The 21,135-nt window shown below is 67.5% G+C and carries 16 protein-coding genes; 14 read left to right on the forward strand and 2 right to left on the reverse strand.

Features of this window, described 5'->3' with window-relative positions; translation table 11 throughout:
- Positions 1-153: 153 nt before the first annotated feature.
- Positions 154-855, reverse strand: a complete 702-nt coding sequence (locus RR42_RS11200; protein WP_043351910.1) for a helix-turn-helix domain-containing protein — start codon at positions 853-855, stop codon at positions 154-156.
- A 182-nt stretch (positions 856-1,037) separates the two neighbouring features.
- On the opposite strand from RR42_RS11200, the gene RR42_RS11205 reads away from it, so the two are divergent.
- The 10 genes from RR42_RS11205 to RR42_RS11250 all read left to right on the forward strand — a co-directional run bounded on the left by RR42_RS11205 (position 1,038) and on the right by RR42_RS11250 (position 12,518).
- Positions 1,038-2,204, forward strand: a complete 1,167-nt coding sequence (locus RR42_RS11205) for an NAD(P)/FAD-dependent oxidoreductase (RefSeq protein WP_043346684.1) — start codon at positions 1,038-1,040, stop codon at positions 2,202-2,204.
- A gap of 62 nt (positions 2,205-2,266) precedes the next feature.
- Positions 2,267-3,721, forward strand: a complete 1,455-nt coding sequence (locus RR42_RS11210; protein WP_043346687.1) for a M81 family metallopeptidase — start codon at positions 2,267-2,269, stop codon at positions 3,719-3,721.
- A gap of 67 nt (positions 3,722-3,788) precedes the next feature.
- On the forward strand, positions 3,789-5,372 hold the full coding sequence (locus RR42_RS11215; protein WP_043351913.1) for an ABC transporter substrate-binding protein: 1,584 nt from the start codon (positions 3,789-3,791) through the stop codon (positions 5,370-5,372).
- 54 nt (positions 5,373-5,426) lie between these two features.
- Entirely contained in the window at positions 5,427-6,362 is a 936-nt protein-coding gene (locus RR42_RS11220; RefSeq protein ID WP_043346689.1) for an ABC transporter permease, read from the forward strand.
- Between the two features lie 41 nt (positions 6,363-6,403).
- Entirely contained in the window at positions 6,404-7,306 is a 903-nt protein-coding gene (locus RR42_RS11225; RefSeq protein WP_043346691.1) for an ABC transporter permease, read from the forward strand.
- A 14-nt stretch (positions 7,307-7,320) separates the two neighbouring features.
- On the forward strand, positions 7,321-8,364 hold the full coding sequence (locus RR42_RS11230; protein WP_043346694.1) for an ABC transporter ATP-binding protein: 1,044 nt from the start codon (positions 7,321-7,323) through the stop codon (positions 8,362-8,364).
- Entirely contained in the window at positions 8,361-9,353 is a 993-nt protein-coding gene (locus RR42_RS11235; protein ID WP_043346697.1) for an ABC transporter ATP-binding protein, read from the forward strand. Before RR42_RS11230 ends, RR42_RS11235 begins: the two co-directional genes overlap by 4 nt.
- Positions 9,354-9,409: 56 nt before the next feature.
- Positions 9,410-10,873 carry an N-acyl-D-amino-acid deacylase family protein gene (locus RR42_RS11240; protein ID WP_043346701.1) on the forward strand — a complete coding sequence of 488 codons (1,464 nt, stop codon included), beginning with the start codon at positions 9,410-9,412 and terminating at the stop codon, positions 10,871-10,873.
- A 170-nt stretch (positions 10,874-11,043) separates the two neighbouring features.
- Positions 11,044-11,337 (forward strand): putative quinol monooxygenase, encoded by a 294-nt coding sequence (locus RR42_RS11245; RefSeq protein ID WP_006160712.1) that lies wholly within the window; start codon positions 11,044-11,046, stop codon positions 11,335-11,337.
- A 170-nt stretch (positions 11,338-11,507) separates the two neighbouring features.
- On the forward strand, positions 11,508-12,518 hold the full coding sequence (locus tag RR42_RS11250) for a cysteine synthase A (RefSeq protein WP_043346704.1): 1,011 nt from the start codon (positions 11,508-11,510) through the stop codon (positions 12,516-12,518).
- A gap of 5 nt (positions 12,519-12,523) precedes the next feature.
- Here the strand turns inward: RR42_RS11250 and prpR are convergent, their stop codons facing one another.
- Positions 12,524-14,557 (reverse strand): propionate catabolism operon regulatory protein PrpR, encoded by a 2,034-nt coding sequence (gene prpR, locus RR42_RS11255; RefSeq protein WP_173430680.1) that lies wholly within the window; start codon positions 14,555-14,557, stop codon positions 12,524-12,526.
- A 287-nt stretch (positions 14,558-14,844) separates the two neighbouring features.
- Between prpR and prpB the strand changes: the two genes are divergently transcribed.
- The 4 genes from prpB (at position 14,845) to prpF (ending at position 20,963) form a co-directional block, all read left to right on the forward strand.
- Positions 14,845-15,753: a methylisocitrate lyase gene (gene prpB / locus RR42_RS11260; RefSeq protein WP_043351920.1), complete on the forward strand. Its 909-nt coding sequence runs from the start codon at positions 14,845-14,847 to the stop codon at positions 15,751-15,753.
- Between the two features lie 73 nt (positions 15,754-15,826).
- Positions 15,827-16,984 (forward strand): bifunctional 2-methylcitrate synthase/citrate synthase, encoded by a 1,158-nt coding sequence (gene prpC, locus RR42_RS11265; protein ID WP_043346707.1) that lies wholly within the window; start codon positions 15,827-15,829, stop codon positions 16,982-16,984.
- A gap of 110 nt (positions 16,985-17,094) precedes the next feature.
- Complete coding sequence (gene acnD, locus RR42_RS11270) at positions 17,095-19,692, forward strand: Fe/S-dependent 2-methylisocitrate dehydratase AcnD (RefSeq protein WP_043346710.1); 2,598 nt, start codon at positions 17,095-17,097, stop codon at positions 19,690-19,692.
- An 80-nt stretch (positions 19,693-19,772) separates the two neighbouring features.
- Positions 19,773-20,963, forward strand: a complete 1,191-nt coding sequence (gene prpF / locus RR42_RS11275) for a 2-methylaconitate cis-trans isomerase PrpF (protein ID WP_043346713.1) — start codon at positions 19,773-19,775, stop codon at positions 20,961-20,963.
- Positions 20,964-21,135: the final 172 nt, after the last annotated feature.

Genomic DNA, 21,135 nt, shown 5'->3' on the forward strand with positions numbered 1-21,135 from the left:
CTCCTCGCGTACAGATTGAATAAGGCGTGGCCACTTAACGGCAAGGAGACGAAATACTTTAGGGCTGACGGGCATTCCCTTGGCCCGGGCAGGCACCCGCATGCACGGATGGGGCAGGCAAATGGCACTTCAGCCCTTCAACGCTTCAACGCTTCAACCCTTACCCCGCGGCCGCCTGGCGGCAGGTTTCGGCGCGGCTTCCGTCTCCCCGGCCTGGGCGGACTTCATGAAGCTGCTTTCGCTGGTCATCACGCCGACGATCCGCGCAAGCTGGCGGCTGAGGCTGATGTAGGCGTGGCCCATGCGGGCATCGAAGTACAGCGAATCGCCGCGCGCCAGGCGCACCCGCTCGCCGCCGTCGAAATGCACCTCGATCTCCCCGGAGAGTACGTACACGAACTCCTCCCCGGGATGGCGCGCGAAATCCTCGGGTCCCGCGATACGGCGCGCGTGCACGGTGCTGACCACCGGAATCATCTGCTTTCCCACCGCCTCGGTACCGAGGAACTCATAGGAAAACGACACGCCCCGATAGGTCACGCCCTCGCCGGCCCGCGTCACGACGGGCCCCTGGAATGGCGCTGGCTTGGCGCCGGCGCCCGCGAACATCGAGCCCATGTCCATCCGCAGCGCCTTGCCCAGCGCGGCAAAATTCTCGTAGCCCAATGCCAGCTGCCCGCGCTCCGCGCGCGAGATGGTGGTGATCGACACGCCCGACAGCTCGGCCAGATGTGCCAGCGTCCAGCCAAAGGCCTTGCGCGCACTGCGCAGGCGCTTGCCAAAGGTCTCGCGGTCGAGCGTGCGCGACTCGTCGCTATCGTCGCTGCCGCGCCCCGGGGCGATGTGTGTTTTCAAGCCTGCGTCCTTTTTTCCGTTGGAGCGGATGCTATCAGACGGCACAGCCGGGTACATCCCATGCTGCTCACTTTAGTGCAAAATTTGCGTATTCGCAATTTGCATATTCGCAAATTCTTGAATACACTCACTCGCATTCCAAAGCACCAGCGCCCACGAGCGCGCTCAGTCCCACCACCATCATGCGCACAACTCACGCCGCTTCGCCGATATCAGCCGACTACCTCGTCATCGGGGGTGGCATTGCCGGCGCGTCCGTCGCGCACTGGCTCGCGCCGCATGGCCGCGTCATCGTGCTCGAGCGCGAGGCCCAGCCTGGCTACCACTCGACCGGCCGCTCGGCGGCGCTCTTCATGGAGAGCTATGGCACGCAGCAGGTACGCGCGCTGACCATGGCAAGCCGCGCTTTCCTGCAGGACCCGCCGCCGGGCTTTGCCTCGCATCCGCTGCTCACCCCGCGCGGCGCGCTCATGATCGCCGGCCCCGGACAATTGCCGCTGCTCGAAGCGCACTGGGAGATGCTGCGCGCCATGGACCCCGATGCGCGCCGCCTGAGCGCCGAGCAAGCACGCGAGCGCGTGCCGGCGCTGCGCCCAGAACAGGTGCTGGGCGCCGTGTATGAGCCCAACGCGGCGGACATGGATGTGCATGCCATCCACCAAGGCTATCTGCGCGGCATGCGCCAGGCCGGCGGCAAGCTGGTGTGCGATGCCGAAGTCAGCGCCATTGCGCGCGTGCAGGGCCACTGGCGCGTGGAGGCGGGCGGGGCGGTCTATGAAGCGCCCGTGCTGCTCAACGCCGCCGGCGCCTGGGTCGACGCCATTGCGCGGCTGGCCGGCGTGCAGCCGCTGGGAATCGAGCCCCGCCGCCGCTCCGCGTTCATCTTCGCGCCGCCCGCGGACATGGACACGGACCGCTGGCCCATGGTCTTCGGCGCCGGCGAGGACTGGTACTTCAAGCCCGATGCCGGCATGTTGCTGGGCTCGCCGGCCAATGCCGATCCGGTCGAGCCACAGGACATCCAGCCCGAGGAAATGGATATCGCGCTCGCCATCCACCGCATCGAGCAAGCCACCTCGCTGGCAATCCGCCGCCCCACCCGCACCTGGGCCGGGCTGCGCTCCTTCGTCGCCGACGGCGACCTGGTCGGCGGCTTTGACGACGCGGCACCCGGCTTCTTCTGGGTGGCTGGCCAGGGCGGCTACGGCATCCAGACTTCGGCCGCCATGGGCGAAACCTGCGCCGCGCTTGCGCGCGGCCTGCCCGTGCCCGCGCATCCCGCATCGTTCGGCCTGACCGCCGAGATGCTGGGGCCCGCGCGGCTGCGCCGCCTGGCTGACCCGACCTGAATCGCGTTGCCCCCCCCAAATCGCCGATCGCCAATCGCCAAATTGACCAGGAGTTCACCACCGTGCGTGTCTTCAGTGCCTCCCTCGCCACCGAAACCAACACCTTCGGGCCGATGCCGACCGGCCTCGCCTCCTTCAGGGACCGCGGCTACTTCCCGGCCGGCCAGCACCCAGAGCAGATGACGTTCTTCTCCGGCCCGCTGTGGGCCGCCCGGCTGCGCGGCAAGGAGCGCGGCTGGCAGTTGTCCGAAGGCATGGTAGCCGGCGCGCAGCCCAGCGGCACCACCACGCGCCATGCCTACGAAACCCTGCGCGAGGAACTGCTGGCCGACCTGCGCGCGGCGCTGCCCGTGGACATGGTGCTGCTAGGCCTGCACGGCGCGATGGTGGCCGATGGCTACGACGACTGCGAAGGCGACCTGCTGCAGCGCGTGCGCGCCATCGTCGGGCCGCAGGTGGTGATCGGCGCGGAACTCGATCCGCACAGCCACCTGACGCCGGAGATGGTCGAGCATGCCGACGTGCTGATCGCCTTCAAGGAATACCCGCACACCGACGTGCTGGAGCGCGCCCTGGAACTGGTCGACCTGTGCGCGGCCAAGGTGCAGGGCAAGGTCCGCCCCGTGGCTGCCGTGGTCGACTGCGAGATGATCGTTACCGTTCATACCTCGCGCGAGCCGGCGCGCGGCTTCGTGGACCGCATCCAGTCGCTGGAAGGCCGCGACGGCGTGCTGTCGGTCTCGATCGCGCACGGCTTCTCGTGGGGAGACGTGCCCGGCATGGGCACCAAGGTGCTGGTCTACACCGATGGCAACCAGGCCCAGGCCGATGCGCTGGCCCGCCAGCTGGCCGACGAGCTGATCGGCATGCGCGAGGCGCTCACGGTGCGCTATCCCGACATCGACACCGCGCTCGACGAGGCCCTGGCCTTCGACGGCGGCCCGGTGGTGCTGGCAGACGGCGCCGACAATCCCGGGGGCGGCGCGGCAAGCGACTCCACCTTTATCCTGCGCCGCATGATCGAGCGCGGCATCGCCAACGCCGCCGTCGGCCCGCTGTGGGACCCGATCGCGGTGCGCATCGCCTTTGATGCGGGTGTGGGCGCGCGCCTGGCGATGCGCATCGGCGGCAAGATCAGCCCGCTCTCGGGTGATCCGCTGGACCTGGACTGCACGATCAAGGCCTTGCTGCCCGACATGGTGATGACGGGCCTGTCGAACACGCCGATGCAGATGGGCGATTGCGCGCTGGTGGAAGCCAACGGCATCGACATCGTGCTGATTACCCTGCGCAACCAGGCGATGGGCACGGATCTGTTCACGCAACTGGGCTGCGACCTCGCGCGCAAGAAGATCATCGTGGTCAAGTCCTCGCAACATTTTTACGCCTCGTTCTCGACGGTGGCCAGGCACGTGATCTACGTAGGCGCCCCCGGCGCCGTGACGCTCGACCTCACGACCCTGCCCTACCGCAAGGTGCGCCGGCCCAAGTGGCCGCTTGACGCAGCGGCGGCCTGAGCACCGCGCGCCGGTTCGCAACGGCAACAACGATAACAACGACAACAACAAGAAAGGAGACACGCCCATGAAACCGAATCCCACCCTGCGCACCGCTCTGGCGGCGAGCGCACTCGCCCTGGCCAGCGCCAGCCTTCCCGTGCTGGCGCAGACCAAGACCCTCAAGGTCGTAGCCCATGCCGACCTGAAGATCCTCGACCCGACTTTCACCACCGCCTACATCACGCGCAACTTCGGCTACATGGTCTACGACACGCTGTTCGCGCAGGACGCGAGCGGCAAGCCGCAACCGCAGATGGTGGAAAAGTACAGCAGTGCCAAGGACGGCAAGCAGTGGAGCTTCACCCTGCGCCCCGGCCTCAAGTTCTCGGATGGCAGCGCGGTCACCGCGGCCGACGCCGTCGCATCGCTGCAGCGCTGGAGCGCGCGCGACAGCCTGGGCCGCGCCATGGGCGACGCTGGCGCCGAATGGAAGGCGCTCGACGCGCGCAGTTTCACGCTCACGCTCAAGGAGCCCTTTGGCATGGTGCTCGATGCGCTGGCCAAGCCTTCGGGCTTCCCGCCGGTGATCCTGCCGGAGCGCCTGGCCAGGATGCCCGCCACCGCGCCGCTGCCCGAGGTGATGGGCTCCGGCCCCTTCATCTTCAAGCGCGACGAATGGGTACCGGGCAACAAGGCGGTCTTCGTGCGCAACCCGAACTACGTGGCGCGCAGCGAACCGGCGAGCGGCCTCGCCGGCAGCAAGAAGAGCCAGTTCGACCGCGTGGAATGGCTCTACCTGCCGGATGCCAACAGCGCCATCGCGGCGCTCAAGCGCGGCGAGGTCGACCTGGTCGAGCAGGTGCCGCCGGACTACATCGCCCCGCTGCGTGCCGACACCAGCGTCAAGATCGGCTCGGGCGGCGCCTACCAGGGCGTGCTGGTGATGAACCAGCTCCATCCGCCCTTCAATAACCCGAAGGTCCGCCAGGCCTTCCTGCAGGCGGTAAGCCAGGAGCGCTTCACCGCGGCCATGGGGTATCCACTCGATATGCGCATGAACTACTGCGCCACCTACTTCATCTGCGGCGGCCCCAACGATACGACGGCCGGCGCCGAGCCGTATCGCAAGGCCGACCTGGCGCGCGCCAAGCAGTTGCTCGGCGCGGCCGGCTACAAGGGCGAGAAGGTGGTGGTGCTGGTGCCGACCGACGTGCCCCAGCTCAACGCCGAGGCCCTGATGGCGGCGCAGACCATGCGCAGCATGGGCATGAACGTGGACATGCAGAACATGGACTGGGCATCCATCGGTGCGCGCCGCGCCAAGCGCGAAGCGCCCGAGGCCGGTGGCTGGAGCATGTACGTGACCGTGGCGGGCGAGTTCGATTCGAATTCGCCGATCACCAACGCCTACCTCAGCGCCGCCTGCGGCAACAGCCTGCCCGGCTGGCCCTGCGACAAGCCGCTCGATGCGCTACGCACCGCCTGGATCCGCGAGACCGTGCCGGCCAAGCGCAAGGAATTGCTCGATGCCTTCCAGAAGCGCGCCTATGAGGCCGTGCCCTATGTGAATGCCGGCCAGTACTCGGCGGCCTTCGCGGCACGCGCCAGCCTCAAGGGCGTCGACAAGCTGTGGGCTGGCATGCCCACGGTCTGGATGCTCGACAAGTAAAAACGACGAACGACGAACAAAAAACGAAGAACGACCCACCGAGGAGACACGACGATGGGCTACCTGCTCCGACGCCTGGCCGCGACGCTACCCGTGATGGCGGTGGTCGCCATCGTGGTGTTCCTGCTGATCCACTTGTCGCCGGGCGACCCGGCCGCACTGATCGCGGGCGACCTTGCCACGGTCGACGACATCACCAGACTGCGTGGCGCGCTGGGCCTGGACCTGCCGCTGTGGCGGCAGTTCGTGCTGTGGCTCGGCCGGCTCGCCACCGGCGACCTCGGCACCTCGATCTTCACCCAGGTGCCGGTGGCCCGGTTGCTGGCGCAGCGGCTGGAACCCACGGCCTGCATTGCCGCGCTGACCATGCTGCTGACCTTGCTGGTCGCGGTGCCGCTGGGCACGCTTGCGGCCTACCGCGCCGGCAGCTGGATCGACCGGCTGGTGATGTTGTTCGCGGTGCTGGCGTTTTCCCTGCCGGTGTTCCTGGTGGGCTACCTGCTGGTCTATGCCTTCGCCATCCAGCTGCCGTGGTTTCCGGTGCAGGGCTATGCGCGCCTGGCCGACGGCATCGGCGAATGGCTGCGCAGCCTGGTCCTGCCCTGCGTCAACCTGGCGCTGGTCTATATCGCGCTGGTGACGCGCATGACGCGCGCCACCGTGCTTGAGGTGCTGCACGAGGACTACATCCGCACCGCGCGCGCCAAAGGCCTGGGCGTGCTGCCGGTGCTGGGCCATGCGCTGCGCAACGCGGCAATCCCGATCGCCACCACCATCGGCATGGGCATCGCGCTGCTGATCGGCGGCGTGGTCGTCACCGAGACCGTGTTCGCGATTCCCGGCGTCGGCCGCCTGGTGGTCGACTCGGTGCAGCGCCACGATTACCCGGTGATCCAGAGCGTGCTGTTGATCTCGGCCGGCGTCTACGTGCTGATCAACCTGATGATCGACCTGAGCTACCGCCTGTTCGATCCGCGCATCAAGTACTGACATCCGGTACCAACCCCATCCTTGCCGCGAGACCTGTCACCATGTCCACCTCCCTGCCTGTGACCGATGGCGCTGCCCCCAGCGCGGCGGTGCCTCAGGACACCCCGTTCGTGCTGCCGCGCTGGCACTGGGCGCGCAAGCACCCCACGCTGATCGTCGGCGCGCTGTTGCTGGTCGCGATTGCCGCGCTCTCCATCGGCGCGCCCTGGATCGCCACCTTCGATCCCCAGGATATCGATCCGCTGGCGCGCATGCAGCCGCCCTCGGCCGAGCACTGGTTCGGCACCGACGCGCTGGGCCGCGATGTGTTCAGCCGCGCGGTCTGGGGCGGGCGCGTCTCGATGGTCGTCGGCGGCTCGGTCGGCCTGCTGGCAACCGGTTTCGGCGTGCTGCTTGGCCTCGCCGCGGGCTTCGTGCGCTGGGCCGACTCCTTCGTGATGCGCGTGATGGACGGCTTGATGGCCATCCCGGGCATCTTGCTGGCAATCGCGCTGATGGCGGTCACGCAGGCCAGCCTCACGGCCGTGATCGTCGCCATCACCATCCCCGAGGTCCCGCGCGTGGTGCGGCTGGTGCGCTCGCTGGCGCTCACGCTGCGCGAGCAACTCTACGTCGAAGCCGCGCATGCGGTGGGCACCCGCCTGCCGGTGATCCTGGCGCGCCATGTGGTGCCCAACATGGTGGCGCCGCTGATCGTGCAGGCCACCTTCGTGGCCGCCGCCGCCGTGCTGACGGAAGCGGCCCTGTCCTTCCTCGGCGTCGGCGTGCCCGGGCAGACACCGAGCTGGGGCAACATGATGGCCGAGGGCCGCAACTTCGTGGCGGTGGCGTTCCATATCATCCTTTACCCCGGCATCCTGCTGGCCGCGACGGTGCTGGCGATCAACCTGCTGGGCGACGGCTTGCGAGACGCGCTCGATCCGCGCCTGGCGCGGCAACTCTGAAAGGGGGCTCACCAATGACGACGACAATGTCCCGCGTTGCCCTGCCCACCGGGGAGCCGTTGCTCGAGGTGGACGACCTGCACACCCATTTCGACACGCTCACCGGCCCGGCCCGCTCGGTCAACGGCGTCTCGTACACCGTGCGCGCCGGCCAGACGCTTGGCGTGGTCGGCGAGTCCGGCTGCGGCAAGAGCGTGACCGCGCTGTCGATCATGCGGCTACTGCCCACGCCGCCGGCACGCATGCGCGGCGCCGTGCGGCTGCGCGGCATCGACCTGCTGCAACTCAGCGAGCGCGAGATGCGCCGTATCCGCGGCAACCGTGTCTCGATGATCTTCCAGGAGCCGATGACCTCGCTGAACCCGGTGCTCACGATCGGCCGCCAGATTGCCGAGACGGTGCAGCTGCACCAAGGCGCAAGCCGTGCCGATGCGCTGAAGCGCGCAGCGGAAATGCTGCGGCTGGTGCAGATCCCCGAGCCCGAGCGCCGCGTCAACGAATACCCGCACCAGCTCTCCGGCGGCATGCGCCAGCGCGTGATGATCGCACTGGCGCTGGCCTGCAACCCGGAGGTGCTGATCGCCGACGAGCCCACCACCGCGCTCGACGTCACCATCCAGGCCCAGATCCTGGACCTGATCCGCCGCTTGCAGAAAGAACTAGGCATGGGGGTAGTGATGATCACGCACGACCTCGGCGTGGTGGCGGAGTGCTGCGACCGCGTGATCGTGATGTACGCCGGGCGCAAGGTCGAGGAAGCCAGCGTCATCGATCTGTTCGACCGCCCGCTGCACCCCTACACCCGCGCGCTGATGGCCTCGATGCCTTCGATGAACACCAGCAGCCAGCGCCTGGCCGAAATCCCCGGGCTAGTGCCATCGCCGCAGCAAGCGCGCCGCGGCTGCGCGTTCGCGGCGCGCTGCCCGCATGCCGACACGCGCTGCGCGCGCGAAATCCCGCAACTCACGCGCCACGGCGCAGACCATGCGGTGGCCTGCTTCGCGGTCGAGGAAGGCCGCATCGAATGCAACCAGCCAGCCCAGGAAGCCATCGCATGAGCACCCCCACTGTCCCGCCCTCTCCCCTGCTCAAGGTCGACCGGCTCAAGAAGCACTACATCGCGCCGCAGCGCTGGCTGGCGCCGCGCAAGCCGCCCATCCAGGCGGTGGACGGCGTGTCCTTCACCGTCGAGCGCGGCGAGACGCTCTCGCTGGTTGGCGAATCCGGCTGCGGCAAGACCACCACCGCCAAGTCGGTGCTGCGCCTGGTCGAGCCCACCTCCGGCTCGGTGCAACTCGATGGCGAGGAGCTGCTGGGCCTGTCGGCAAACGCCATGCGCCTGCGCCGGCGGGATCTGCAGATCATCTTCCAGGACCCCTACGCTTCGCTAAGCCCGCGCCTGACGGCGGGCGAGATCGTCAGCGAGCCGCTGCGCAATTTCGGCATGCGCTCGCGCACCGAGCGCAGCGAACGCGTGCAGTGGCTGTTTGCCAAGGTCGGGCTGCGCCCGGAGGCGGCCAGGAAATTCCCTCACGAATTCTCGGGCGGCCAGCGGCAGCGGCTGGGCATCGCGCGCGCGCTCGCGCTCAACCCCAAGCTGATCGTCTGCGACGAGCCGGTGTCGGCGCTCGACGTCTCGGTGCAGGCGCAGGTGGTCAACCTGCTGATGGACCTGCAGGCCGAACTCGGCATCGCCTACCTGTTCGTTGCGCACGACCTGGCGGTGGTGCGCCATATCAGCCACCGGGTCGCTGTGATGTACCTCGGCCAGATCGTGGAGCTGGCCGACCGCGACACGCTGTTCAGCGCGCCGCGCCACCCGTACACGGAGATCCTGCTGTCCGCGGTGCCAGTGCCCAATCCGCGCACGCCGGCCCGGCGCCTGCTGCTGCAAGGCGACCCGCCGAGCCCGGCCAACCCGCCGCCGGGCTGCCGCTTTCACACACGCTGCCCGCTGGCGCAAGCCATATGCAAGGAACAGGCGCCCGCCCTCACCGAACGGCCCTCCGCCGGCGGCGGGCATCAGGTCGCCTGCCACTTCCGCTGACCCGCCGACTCGCTGACCCGCTGACCGACTCGCTGCAGACCCAAAAAAGGAACCCGATGTCCAATCCTGATTCCACGCACTACGACCTGCTGATCGCTGGCGGCACCGTGATCGACGGCAGCAAGGCCCCCCGCTTCAGCGCCGATATCGGCGTGCGCGGGGGCCGCATCGCGGCGATCGGCAATCTAACCGGGCACACGGCCGACCGGACGCTGGACGCGTCGGGCCAGATCGTCGCCCCGGGCTTCATCGACGCGCACACGCATGACGACCAGGCCGTGCTGTCCCAGGCCACCATGCCCTTCAAGGTCTCACAGGGTGTCACGACCGTGATCGCCGGCAACTGCGGCATCAGCGCCGCCCCGTTGCGCGCGGACATGGACCTGCCCATGCCGCTAAGCCTGATCGACTCGCCGGCCGAGGGCCGCTTCACCACCTTCGCGGCTTACCTCGATGCGCTGCGCGCCACGCCAAGCTCGGTCAACGTGGCGGCGATGGTCGGGCATTCGACCTTGCGCGCGGTCACCATGCCGGCGCTCGACCGGCCCGCCAATGCCGAAGAGATTGCCGCCATGCGGGCACTGGTCGAGCAAGCCATGCAAGCCGGCGCGATCGGCCTGTCGACCGGCACCTTCTACCCGCCCGCCGCCAAGGCGACGACCGAGGAAATCATCGAGGTCTGCCGGCCACTCAGCGCGCGCAAGGCGCTGTACGTGACGCATATGCGCGACGAGTCCGACCATGTCATGCAGTCGCTGGAAGAAACCTTCCGCATTGGCCGCGAGCTCGGCGTGCCGGTGGTGGTGTCGCACCACAAGGTGCAGAACACGGCGAACTTCGGCAGGAGCCGGGTCACGCTGCCCTTCATCCGTGAAACCATGAAGCACCAGTGCGTCTCGCTCGACTGCTACCCGTACACGGCCGGCTCCACCATGATCCGCACCGACCGCGGCATGCTCGAAGGCCGGGTGCTGATCTCCGCCAGCCAGCCGCACCCCGAATGCGCGGGCCGCGACCTCGACGACATCGCCAGGGAATGGGGCGTGGCCAAGGACGAGGCGGCGCGCCGCCTGCAGCCCGGCAGCGCGGTCTACTTCCTGATGGACGAAAACGACGTCCAGCGCATCCTCGCCTTCGACGACACCATGATCGGCTCCGACGGCATTCCCGTTGGCGCAAGCCCGCATCCGCGCCTGTGGGGCACCTTCCCACGCGTACTCGGCCACTACTGCCGCGAGATCGGGCTGTTCCCGCTCGAAACGGCGGTCTGGAAGATGACCGGGCTGACGGCGCGCAACTTCGGCCTGCATCAACGCGGCACGCTGGAGGTGGGCCACCATGCCGATATCGTCGTCTTCAATGCCGAGAACGTGCGCGATGCCGCCAGCTACGAAACCCCCACCCGCCCGGCCGAAGGCATCGGCGCCGTGATCGTCAACGGCGCCATTACCTGGCAGTACGGCGCGCATAGCGGGGCGCGCAACGGGCAGGTCATCACACGGCAGGCACGGCAGGACTAGCGGGGCGATGGATCGCCAGCCAGCCCCTGCCGGGACCGCTGGCCGCACCGCTATCGCCCGGGCGGGGACTTGTCAACCCGTCTAAATTATCCGGCCAATGCCCTCGGACATTCAGCCCAGGGCCCCGCCGCACGGCTACAATGGCGCGCCACACGCTTGCCGTTCACACCATGTCCACAACGTACACGCTTGTCGGAATTGCGCGCGCCAAGGCTCACCGCCGTGAGGTCCTGGTTGCCAAGCTGGCCGCGCTGCGCCTGCGCGGCGCCATGGAGCCCGGCTGCCTGCGCTATCACGTGGGAGAAGACGCCGAGGATGCCGAGGTGTTCGTGCTCTACATGGAGTGGAATTCCAGGCATGCGCTGGAATCGCACCTCAACAGCGAGTATGTGCGTGACTTTCACGCCACCCGGCAGGAATTTCTTGAGGGCGACATCAATTTCCGGTGGCTGAACGCTGCCTGACGGCCACCCTGGCGCCGCTATCCCAACGTCGCGCAAAACCCGCTTTTCCAGCCCAAGCCGAACCCGTGCGCCATGCGGGTTTCCCGGCACGCCTTGTCATTCCCCCAACGCCGATCTATCACTCTGAGTGACGCTCCGATCCATCCGGAGCGCAACGCGCGGAGTGCATCATGGACGTCAAGGATGGTTTCGTCGGCACCATCGGCCATACACCGCTGATCCGGCTGGCAGGCCTGAGCGAGGAGACCGGTTGCGAAATCCTCGGCAAGGCTGAGTTCCTGAATCCGGGCGGCTCGGTCAAGGACCGGGCGGCGCTCTACATCATCCGCGACGCCGAGCGGCGCGGCGCGCTCAAGCCCGGCGGGACCGTGGTGGAAGGCACCGCCGGCAATACCGGCATCGGCCTGGCGCATCTGTGCGCCGCGCGCGGCTACCGCTGCATCGTGGTGATCCCCGACACCCAGTCCCCGGAAAAGATGGACCGCCTGCGGCTGCTCGGCGCCGAGGTGCGCCCGGTGCCAGCGGCGCCCTACGCCGACCCCAACAACTACCAGAAGGTGGCCGGGCGCCTGGCCCAGGAGACGGAAAACGCCATCTGGGCGAACCAGTTCGACAACCTGGCCAATCGGCAGGCGCACTACGAAACCACCGGTCCGGAAATCTGGCACGACACCGCCGGCAAGATCGATGCCTTTGTCTGTGCCACCGGCACCGGCGGCACGCTGGCCGGCGTCGCGCGTTTCCTGAAGGAGAAGGAGCGCAACCCACCCGTGCGCATCGTGCTGGCCGATCCGCACGGCAGCGGGCTGTACCACTTCGTCAAGCACCACGAGGTCAAGGCCAAGGGCAACTCCATCACCGAGGGGATCGGCTCCAGCCGCGTCACCGCCAACCTGGCGGACACCCCGATCGACGATGCGGTCCGGATCGACGACCAGGCTTGCGTCGACATGGTTTACCGGCTGCTGCGCGAGGAAGGCTTATGGGTGGGCGGCTCGTCCGGCATCAATGTGGCGGCGGCGGCCTGGCTGGCCCGTGAGATGGGGCCGGGCCACACCATCGTCACCCTGCTGTGCGACCGCGGCGACCTGTATGCCGGGCGCCTGTTCAATGCGGACTGGCTGGCGGCCAAGGGGCTGACACCGCAGCCCGTCGTGTCACGGCACGTGGCGCAGCCGTGACATGGCTACGGCGCCTCTTTCAGGCGCCGCCACAGGGTCGTGGCGCTGATGCCCAACTGATGACAGGCTGCGGCACGGTTGCCCCCGCATTGCGCCAGCACGCGCCGGATATGCTCGGCCTGACTGGTGCGTGCCACGCCGGCGAGCGAGCCCGCCTCAGTCGGATCGTCACCTCCCGTACCACCCGCACTACCCTTGGCCACCGCGCCGCGCAAGCCGCCAGCCAGCGGCGCAGGATCACCCTGCGGCTCCGGGCCAAACAACTCCGGCGCCGCCGCCTGCAATTCATCGAGCAAATCCCGGGGCGCCAGCTTGCGCCCCGCCACCAGCACGGCAATGCGTTCGGTCACGTTTTCCAGCTCGCGGATATTGCCCGGCCAGGCATAGCCCGCCAGCCTCGCCCGCACCGCTTGCGGCAGCGGCTGTGGCGCCGGCTGCCCCAGGCGTTCCTGGGCACGGCGGTACAGCAGTTCCGCCAGCTCGGGCAGGTCGCCGGCGCGCTCGCGCAGCGGCGGCATCTCGATGCGCAGGATATTGAGGCGGTAGTAGAGATCCTGGCGGAAGCTGCCCTGCCGGACCAGCTCGCCCAGGTTGCGGTGCGTGGCGGCAATCACCCGCACATTGACCGGCACGGCATCCAGGCCGCCGATCGGCAGCACCTGTTTTTCCTGCAGCACACGCAGCAAGCGGGTCTGCAGCGCGGGCGGCATATCGCCCACCTCGTCCAGGAACAGCGTGCCATTGTGGGCGGACTCGAACAAGCCCGCCTTGCCGCCGCGGCGTGCGCCGGTAAAGGCGCCCTCTTCGTAGCCGAACAGCTCGCTTTCCAGCAGCGTCTCGGGGAACGCCGCGCAATTGACCGCCACGAACGGGAATACGCGGCGCGGGCTGGCGTCGTGCATGCCCTGGGCCAGCACCTCCTTGCCGGTGCCGCTTTCGCCGCCCACCAGCACGGTGGAATCCACCGCCGCATAGCGCCGCGCCAGTTCGCGCAGGTGATGCATGGCCGGGGAAGCACCAGCGAGGTCGTCCAGGCTGTAGCGCACGCCAGCCGGCCTCGCGCGGCTGCGCGAGCGCAGGTTGCGGTCGACCCGATGGATGGCATTGGCATCCTGCAGCGTCAGCACCGCGCCGGTGGCGCCGCTCTCGGTGACGATGGGGATGCGGTTGACCACCACCATCTTGTCGCCAAGCTTGTGGATGGCTTCGAGTTCCTTGCTGCCGCTCTGCATCACGCCATCGAGCGAGAGCGCGGGGGCCAGCGCTTGCAGCTTGCGGCCCAGCGCAGCGGCCGGCGCCGTGCCGAGAAAACGCTCCATGGCCGGGTTGTAAGTCTGGATGCGCCCGTCCGCGTCGACTGCGGCCACGCCTTCGTTCAGGTGAGCCAGGATGGTGTTGACGTAGTCGCGCCGGCCGGACTCGATGCGGCGCAAGCGAGCCGCTTCGATCACATCCTCCAGCGCACCCCGCACCGAATTGCCTGAGTACAGGAACACGCCGATCAGGCCGATCTTGTCCGCCAGGTCGGTCACCATGCCCGGCCCCACCACCACTTTGACGCCCTCCTGCTTGAGGGCCTTCACGCGGGCCGCGGCATCGTCCTCGGTCAGGTACGTGTAAGCTGGGATGGACAGCGAAAAAGACCGCACGAACTCATCCACCTCCGGATAGGTGGCGGCGTGCGTCACCAGCGCCACCTTCGGCGAGATGCGCCGCGCCGTCGCCAGCGCGCTCATCACATCGAAGCCGGTCACCTTGACCAGCACCACTGGCACATCGACGTGCTGGCGCAGGTAGGCGCCATTGGAGCCGCCCGCCACCACGGCATCGAGCCTGCCCTCGCGCGCTTCGCGGGCGACGGCGCTGGCAGCCGCCGCGTAGCCTTTGCCCAAGATGCGGAACTCGGCCTGCGCGGCGTAGGCCGGGATCAGGTCGGCAAAGGCCCGGGACAGGCGGCTAATGCCGATCGCCCAGATCCGCGGGCGGGCCGGCGTGGTGCCGCCGGTGGGGGGAATGGGCGAGAGGATGCCGGATTGCATGGAGATGGAAAACGCTGCAGATACGCCGGATGGCGCTAATCTTGAGATTGTGCGCCCCCACGGATTGCATTTCAATATTGAAAAGCAATTCTTTCAATTTTGAAATTCATCACGCGTCAGCGACGCAACGCAGGGGCCGGCCGCGAAGCCTCGGGAATCGCCGCCAGCCCAGGCCTGGCAAGGGTGCCGCCCTACGCCCGCGCTCCTGCGTGAGGCGCGATGCGCAGCCAAAAACAGGCTGGCACACCCCTTGCGCTTATCAGCCGTCCACTCCTAAAGCGATGATCATGACCTTCTCCACTTCCGACCTCGCCCGCTCCGCCGGCGCCCGTTTCCGCCAGGCCCTGGCCGATGAGCATCCCCTGCAGGTCGTCGGCACGATCAATGCCAACCATGCCCTGCTGGCCAAGCGTGCGGGCTACCGCGCCATCTACCTGTCTGGCGGCGGCGTGGCCGCGGGCTCACTCGGCCTGCCGGACCTGGGCATCTCCAACCTGGACGACGTGCTGACCGACGTGCGCCGCATCACCGACGTGTGTGATGTGCCGCTGCTGGTCGACGTGGACACCGGCTTTGGCGCCTCCGCCTTCAACGTGGCGCGCACCACCAGGTCGCTGATCAAGTTCGGCGCGGGCGCAATGCATATCGAAGACCAGGTCGGCGCCAAGCGCTGCGGCCACCGCCCGGGCAAGGAAATCGTCTCGCAGGGAGAAATGGCCGACCGCATCAAGGCGGCCGTCGATGCCCGTACCGACGAGAACTTCGTCATCATGGCCCGCACCGACGCACTGGCCGTGGAAGGCCTGGACAAGGCCATCGAGCGGGCCGTGGCCTGCGTGGAAGCCGGCGCCGACGCCATCTTCCCGGAGGCCATGACCGACCTGGCCATGTACCGCAAGTTCGTTGACGCCGTGAAGGTGCCGGTGCTGGCGAACATCACCGAATTTGGCGCTACGCCGCTGTTCACCACCGAGGAACTGGGCGGTGCCGGCGTGTCGATGGTCCTCTACCCGCTGTCGGCCTTCCGTGCCATGAACAAGGCCGCCGAAAACGTGTACGCTGCAATCCGCCGCGACGGCACGCAGCAGAACGTGGTCGATACCATGCAGACGCGCGCCGAGCTGTACGAAAGCATCGGCTATCACGCCTATGAGCAAAAACTGGACGCCCTGTTTGCCCAGGGCAAGGCCAAGTAAGCCCACCAGCAGCACCCGAACAGCACACGTGCACACGAGCACACGAGCACAGCAACCCCAAGGAGACTCCCCCATGTCCGAAGCGCAACCGCTAGTCGCCCCGAAGCCGAAGAAATCCGTCGCCCTGTCGGGCGTGACCGCCGGCAACACCGCGCTGTGCACGGTCGGCCGTACCGGCAACGACCTGCACTACCGCGGCTACGACATCCTCGACATCGCCGAGACCTGCGAATTCGAGGAAATCGCCCACCTGCTGGTGCACGGCAAGCTCCCCACCCGCGCCGAACTGGCTGCCTACAAGGCCAAGCTCAAGGCCCTGCGCGGCCTGCCCGCCAACGTCAAGGCCGCCCTCGAATGGGTGCCCGCCAGCGCCCACCCGATGGACGTGATGCGCACCGGCGTGTCCGTGCTCGGCACCGTGCTGCCGGAAAAGGACGACCACAACACCCCAGGTGCGCGCGACATCGCCGACCGCCTGATGGCCAGCCTGGGCTCCATGCTGCTGTACTGGTACCACTACAGCCATAATGGCCGGCGCATCGAAGTCGAGACCGACGACGACACCATCGGCGCGCACTTCCTGCACCTGCTGCACGGCCAGAAGCCGTCCGCGCTGTGGGAGCGCGCCATGCAGACCTCGCTCAACCTGTACGCCGAGCACGAGTTCAACGCCTCCACCTTCGCCGGCCGCGTGATCGCCGGCACGGGCTCGGACATGTACTCGTCAATCTGCGGCGCCATCGGCGCGCTGCGCGGCCCCAAGCACGGCGGCGCCAACGAAGTGGCGTTCGAGATCCAGAAGCGCTACGACAGCCCGGACGAGGCGCATATCGACATCTCGCGCCGCGTGGAGAACAAGGAAGTGGTGATCGGTTTCGGCCACCCGGTGTACACCACCGGCGACCCGCGCAACCAGGTGATCAAGGAAGTGGCGCGGCGCCTGTCCAAGGATGCCGGCTCGATGAAGATGTTCGACATCGCCGAGCGCCTGGAAACCACCATGTGGGACGCCAAGAAGATGTTCCCCAACCTGGACTGGTTCAGCGCGGTGAGCTATCACATGATGGGCGTGCCCACCGCCATGTTCACCCCGCTGTTCGTGATCGCGCGCACCTCGGGCTGGGCTGCGCATATCATCGAGCAACGCATCGACAACAAGATCATCCGCCCCAGCGCCAACTACACGGGCCCGGAAAACCTGAAGTTCGTGCCGATCAAGGATCGCAAGTAATCTAGCCGGCTGCCGGTTTGCTCCCCTGCATCGCCCGTGGGAGAAGGGGGTAGTTGGCCGCAAAGCTGGGCCACTACCCCCTGATCATGACTCTCTTTCGTCCCTAAAAAATGAACACTGCAAACCGCAAACCGCTGCCCGGCACCCAGCTGGATTTCTTCGACACGCGTGCCGCGGTCGACGCCATCCAGCCGGGCGCTTATGACAAGCTGCCGTACACGTCGCGCGTGCTGGCCGAGAACCTCGTGCGCCGCTGCGACCCGGCTACGCTGACCGATTCCCTCAAGCAGATCATCGAACGCAAGCAGGAACTGGATTTTCCCTGGTTCCCGGCGCGCGTGGTCTGCCATGACATCCTGGGCCAGACCGCGCTGGTCGACCTCGCCGGGCTGCGCGACGCCATTGCCGCCCAGGGCGGCGACCCGGTCATGGTCAACCCGGTCGTGCCGACCCAGCTGGTGGTGGACCACTCGCTGGCCGTCGAGTGCGGCGGTTTCGATCCCGATGCGTTCGCGAAGAACCGCGCCATCGAAGACCGCCGCAACGAAGACCGCTTCGACTTCATCAACTGGACCAAGAAGGCCTTCAAGAACGTCGACGTGATTCCGCCGGGCAACGGCATCCTGCACCAGATCAACCTCGAGCGCATGAGCCCGGTGGTGCAGGTGAAAGACGGCGTGGCCTTCCCCGACACGCTGGTCGGCACCGACTCCCACACCCCCATGGTGGACGCGCTGGGCGTGATCGCCATCGGCGTGGGCGGCCTGGAAGCCGAAAGCGTGATGCTGGGCCGCGCTTCCTGGATGCGCCTGCCGGACATCATCGGCGTGGAGCTGACCGGCAAGCCGCAGCCGGGCATCACCGCGACCGACACCGTGCTGGCCCTGACCGAATTCCTGCGCAAGGAAAAGGTCGTGTCGTCCTACCTCGAATTCTTCGGCGAAGGCACCACCCACCTGACGCTGGGCGACCGCGCCACCATTTCCAACATGGCGCCGGAGTTTGGCTCCACTGCCGCGATGTTCTACATCGACGAGCAGACCATCAAGTACCTCAAGCTCACCGGCCGCGACGATGCGCTGGTCAAGCTGGTGGAAACCTACGCCAAGGAAGCCGGCCTCTGGGCGGACAGCCTGAAAAACGCCGAGTACCCGCGCGTGCTCAGGTTCGACCTGTCCACCGTGGTGCGCAACATCGCCGGCCCATCCAACCCGCACAAGCGCGTGCCCACCTCCGAGCTGGCCGCGCGCGGCATCAGCGGCAAGGTCGAGAACGAGCCCGGCCTGATGCCGGACGGTGCGGTGATCATCGCCGCCGTCACCAGCTGCACCAACACCAACAACCCGCGCAACATGGTGGCCGCCGGGCTGCTGGCGCGCAACGCCAACAAGCTTGGCCTCACCCGCAAGCCGTGGGTGAAGAGCTCGCTGGCGCCGGGTTCCAAGGCGGTGACGCTCTACCTGGAAGAAGCCAACCTGCTGCCGGAACTGGAGCAGTTGGGCTTCGGGGTGGTGGCGTATGCCTGCACCTCCTGCAACGGCATGTCCGGCGCACTGGACCCGGTGATCCAGAAGGAAGTCGTGGACCGCGACCTGTACGCCACCGCCGTGCTGTCCGGCAACCGCAACTTCGACGGCCGCATCCATCCGTATGCCAAGCAGGCCTTCCTGGCCTCGCCGCCGCTGGTGGTGGCCTACGCCATTGCCGGCACCATCCGCTTCGATATCGAGAAGGATGTGCTGGGCACCGATGCCGATGGCAAGCCGGTGACGTTGAAGGACATCTGGCCGTCCGACGAAGAGATCGACGCGGTGGTTGCCGCCAGCGTGAAGCCAGCGCAGTTCCGCAAGGTCTACGAGCCAATGTTCGCCGTGACCGCCGACACCGGCGAAAAGGCCAGCCCGCTGTACGACTGGCGCGAGATGAGCACCTACATCCGCCGCCCGCCCTACTGGGAAGGCGCGTTGGCTGGCGAACGCGCGCTCACCGGCATGCGGCCCCTGGCCGTGCTGGGCGACAACATCACCACCGACCACCTGTCGCCGTCCAACGCCATCATGCTCGATAGCGCCGCCGGCGAGTACCTGGCCAAAATGGGCCTGCCGGAAGAAGACTTCAACTCCTACGCGACCCACCGCGGCGACCACCTGACCGCGCAGCGCGCCACCTTTGCCAACCCCACCCTGAAGAACGAAATGGTGGTGGTGGACGGCAAGGTCAAGCCGGGCTCGCTTGCCCGCATCGAGCCGGAGGGCAAGGTCACCCGCATGTGGGAAGCCATCGAGACCTACATGGCCCGCAAGCAGCCGCTGATCGTTGTGGCCGGCGCCGACTACGGCCAGGGTTCCTCGCGCGACTGGGCCGCCAAGGGCGTGCGCCTGGCCGGCGTGGAGGCGATCGTGGCCGAAGGCTTCGAGCGCATCCACCGCACCAACCTGGTCGGCATGGGCGTGCTGCCGCTGGAGTTCAAGCCTGGTGTCAACCGCGCCACGCTGGGCATCGACGGCACCGAGACCTACGACGTGATCGGCGACCGCACGCCGCGCTGCGATCTCACCCTGGTGATGCATCGCAAGAACGGCGAGCGCGTGGAAGTGCCGGTGACCTGCCGCCTCGATACCGCGGAAGAAGTGTCGATCTACGAAGCCGGCGGCGTGCTGCAGCGCTTCGCGCAGGACTTCCTCGAATCGTCGAAGGCCGCTGCGTAAGCGCGCACAGGCGCATCGACCAGCAACGTGTTCGGGCGGTATGGCGACGTACCGCCCGCTTTCATCAGGACGAATTTTCCATGGCCCACGTACCCCAGATCAAGATCCCCGCCACCTACATCCGTGGCGGGACCAGCAAAGGCGTGTTCTTCCGCCTGCAGGATCTGCCCGAAGCCGCGCAGGTGCCGGGCGCCGCCCGCGACGCGCTGCTGATGCGCGTCATCGGCAGCCCCGATCCCTACGGCAAGCAGATCGATGGCATGGGTGCCGCCACCTCCAGCACCAGCAAGACCGTCATCCTCTCAAAAAGCAGCAAGCCCGATCACGACGTCGACTACCTGTTCGGCCAGGTCTCCATCGACCAGCCGTTTGTCGACTGGAGCGGCAACTGCGGCAACCTCTCCGCCGCCGTCGGCCCCTTCGCCATCAGTGCCGGCCTGGTCGACCCCAGCCGCATCCCGCACAACGGCGTGGCCATCGTGCGCATCTGGCAGGCCAATATCGGCAAGACCATCATCGGGCACGTACCCATCACCAATGGCGCCGTGCAGGAAACCGGTGACTTCGAACTCGACGGCGTGACCTTCCCCGCCGCCGAAGTCCAGCTCGAGTTCATGGATCCGGCGGCCGAGGAAGACGGCGCCGGCGGTGCCATGTTCCCCACCGGCAACCTGATCGACGATCTCGAGGTTCCCGGCGTTGGCACGCTGAAGGCCACCATGATCAATGCGGGCATTCCGACCATCTTCCTGGACGCGGAGTCCATCGGCTACAAAGGCACCGAGCTGCAGGACGCCATCAACGGCGACCCCAAGGCGCTGGCGATGTTCGAGACCATTCGCGCCCACGGCGCGGTGCGCATGGGCCTGATCAAACATATCGATGAGGCCGCCACCCGGCAGCACACGCCGAAGGTCGCCTTTGTCGCCAAGCCGGCCGACTATGTGGCCTCCAGCGGCAAACAGGTTGCCGCCGGCGACGTCGACCTGCTCGTGCGCGCCTTGTCCATGGGCAAGCTGCATCACGCCATGATGGGCACGGCCGCGGTCGCCATCGGCACCGCGGCGGCCATCACCGGCACACTGGTGAACCTGGCGGCCGGCGGCGGCGCGCGCAACGCAGTGCGCTTCGGCCATCCCTCGGGCACCTTGCGGGTGGGCGCCGAAGCCAGCCAGGTCGATGGCGAATGGACCGTGACCAAGGCCATCATGAGCCGCAGCGCCCGGGTGCTGATGGAAGGATGGGTGCGCGTGCCCGGCGACGCGTTCTGAGGCACGCTGACGTGGCGGCATGGGTTTCACGCTGGATTGCGCTTGACCGGGTGAGCCGTGCCCTTGGCTGCGTAGTTGCGTAGCTGCGTAGTTCCAGCCACGGCGCCGGCCACCGGGACTTGTTCGAAGCCACCTCCATCTGCAACGAGCCAGAGTGGACCAGCATCTCCCG

The organism is Cupriavidus basilensis (genome assembly GCF_000832305.1).
Classification (GTDB): domain Bacteria; phylum Pseudomonadota; class Gammaproteobacteria; order Burkholderiales; family Burkholderiaceae; genus Cupriavidus; species Cupriavidus basilensis_F.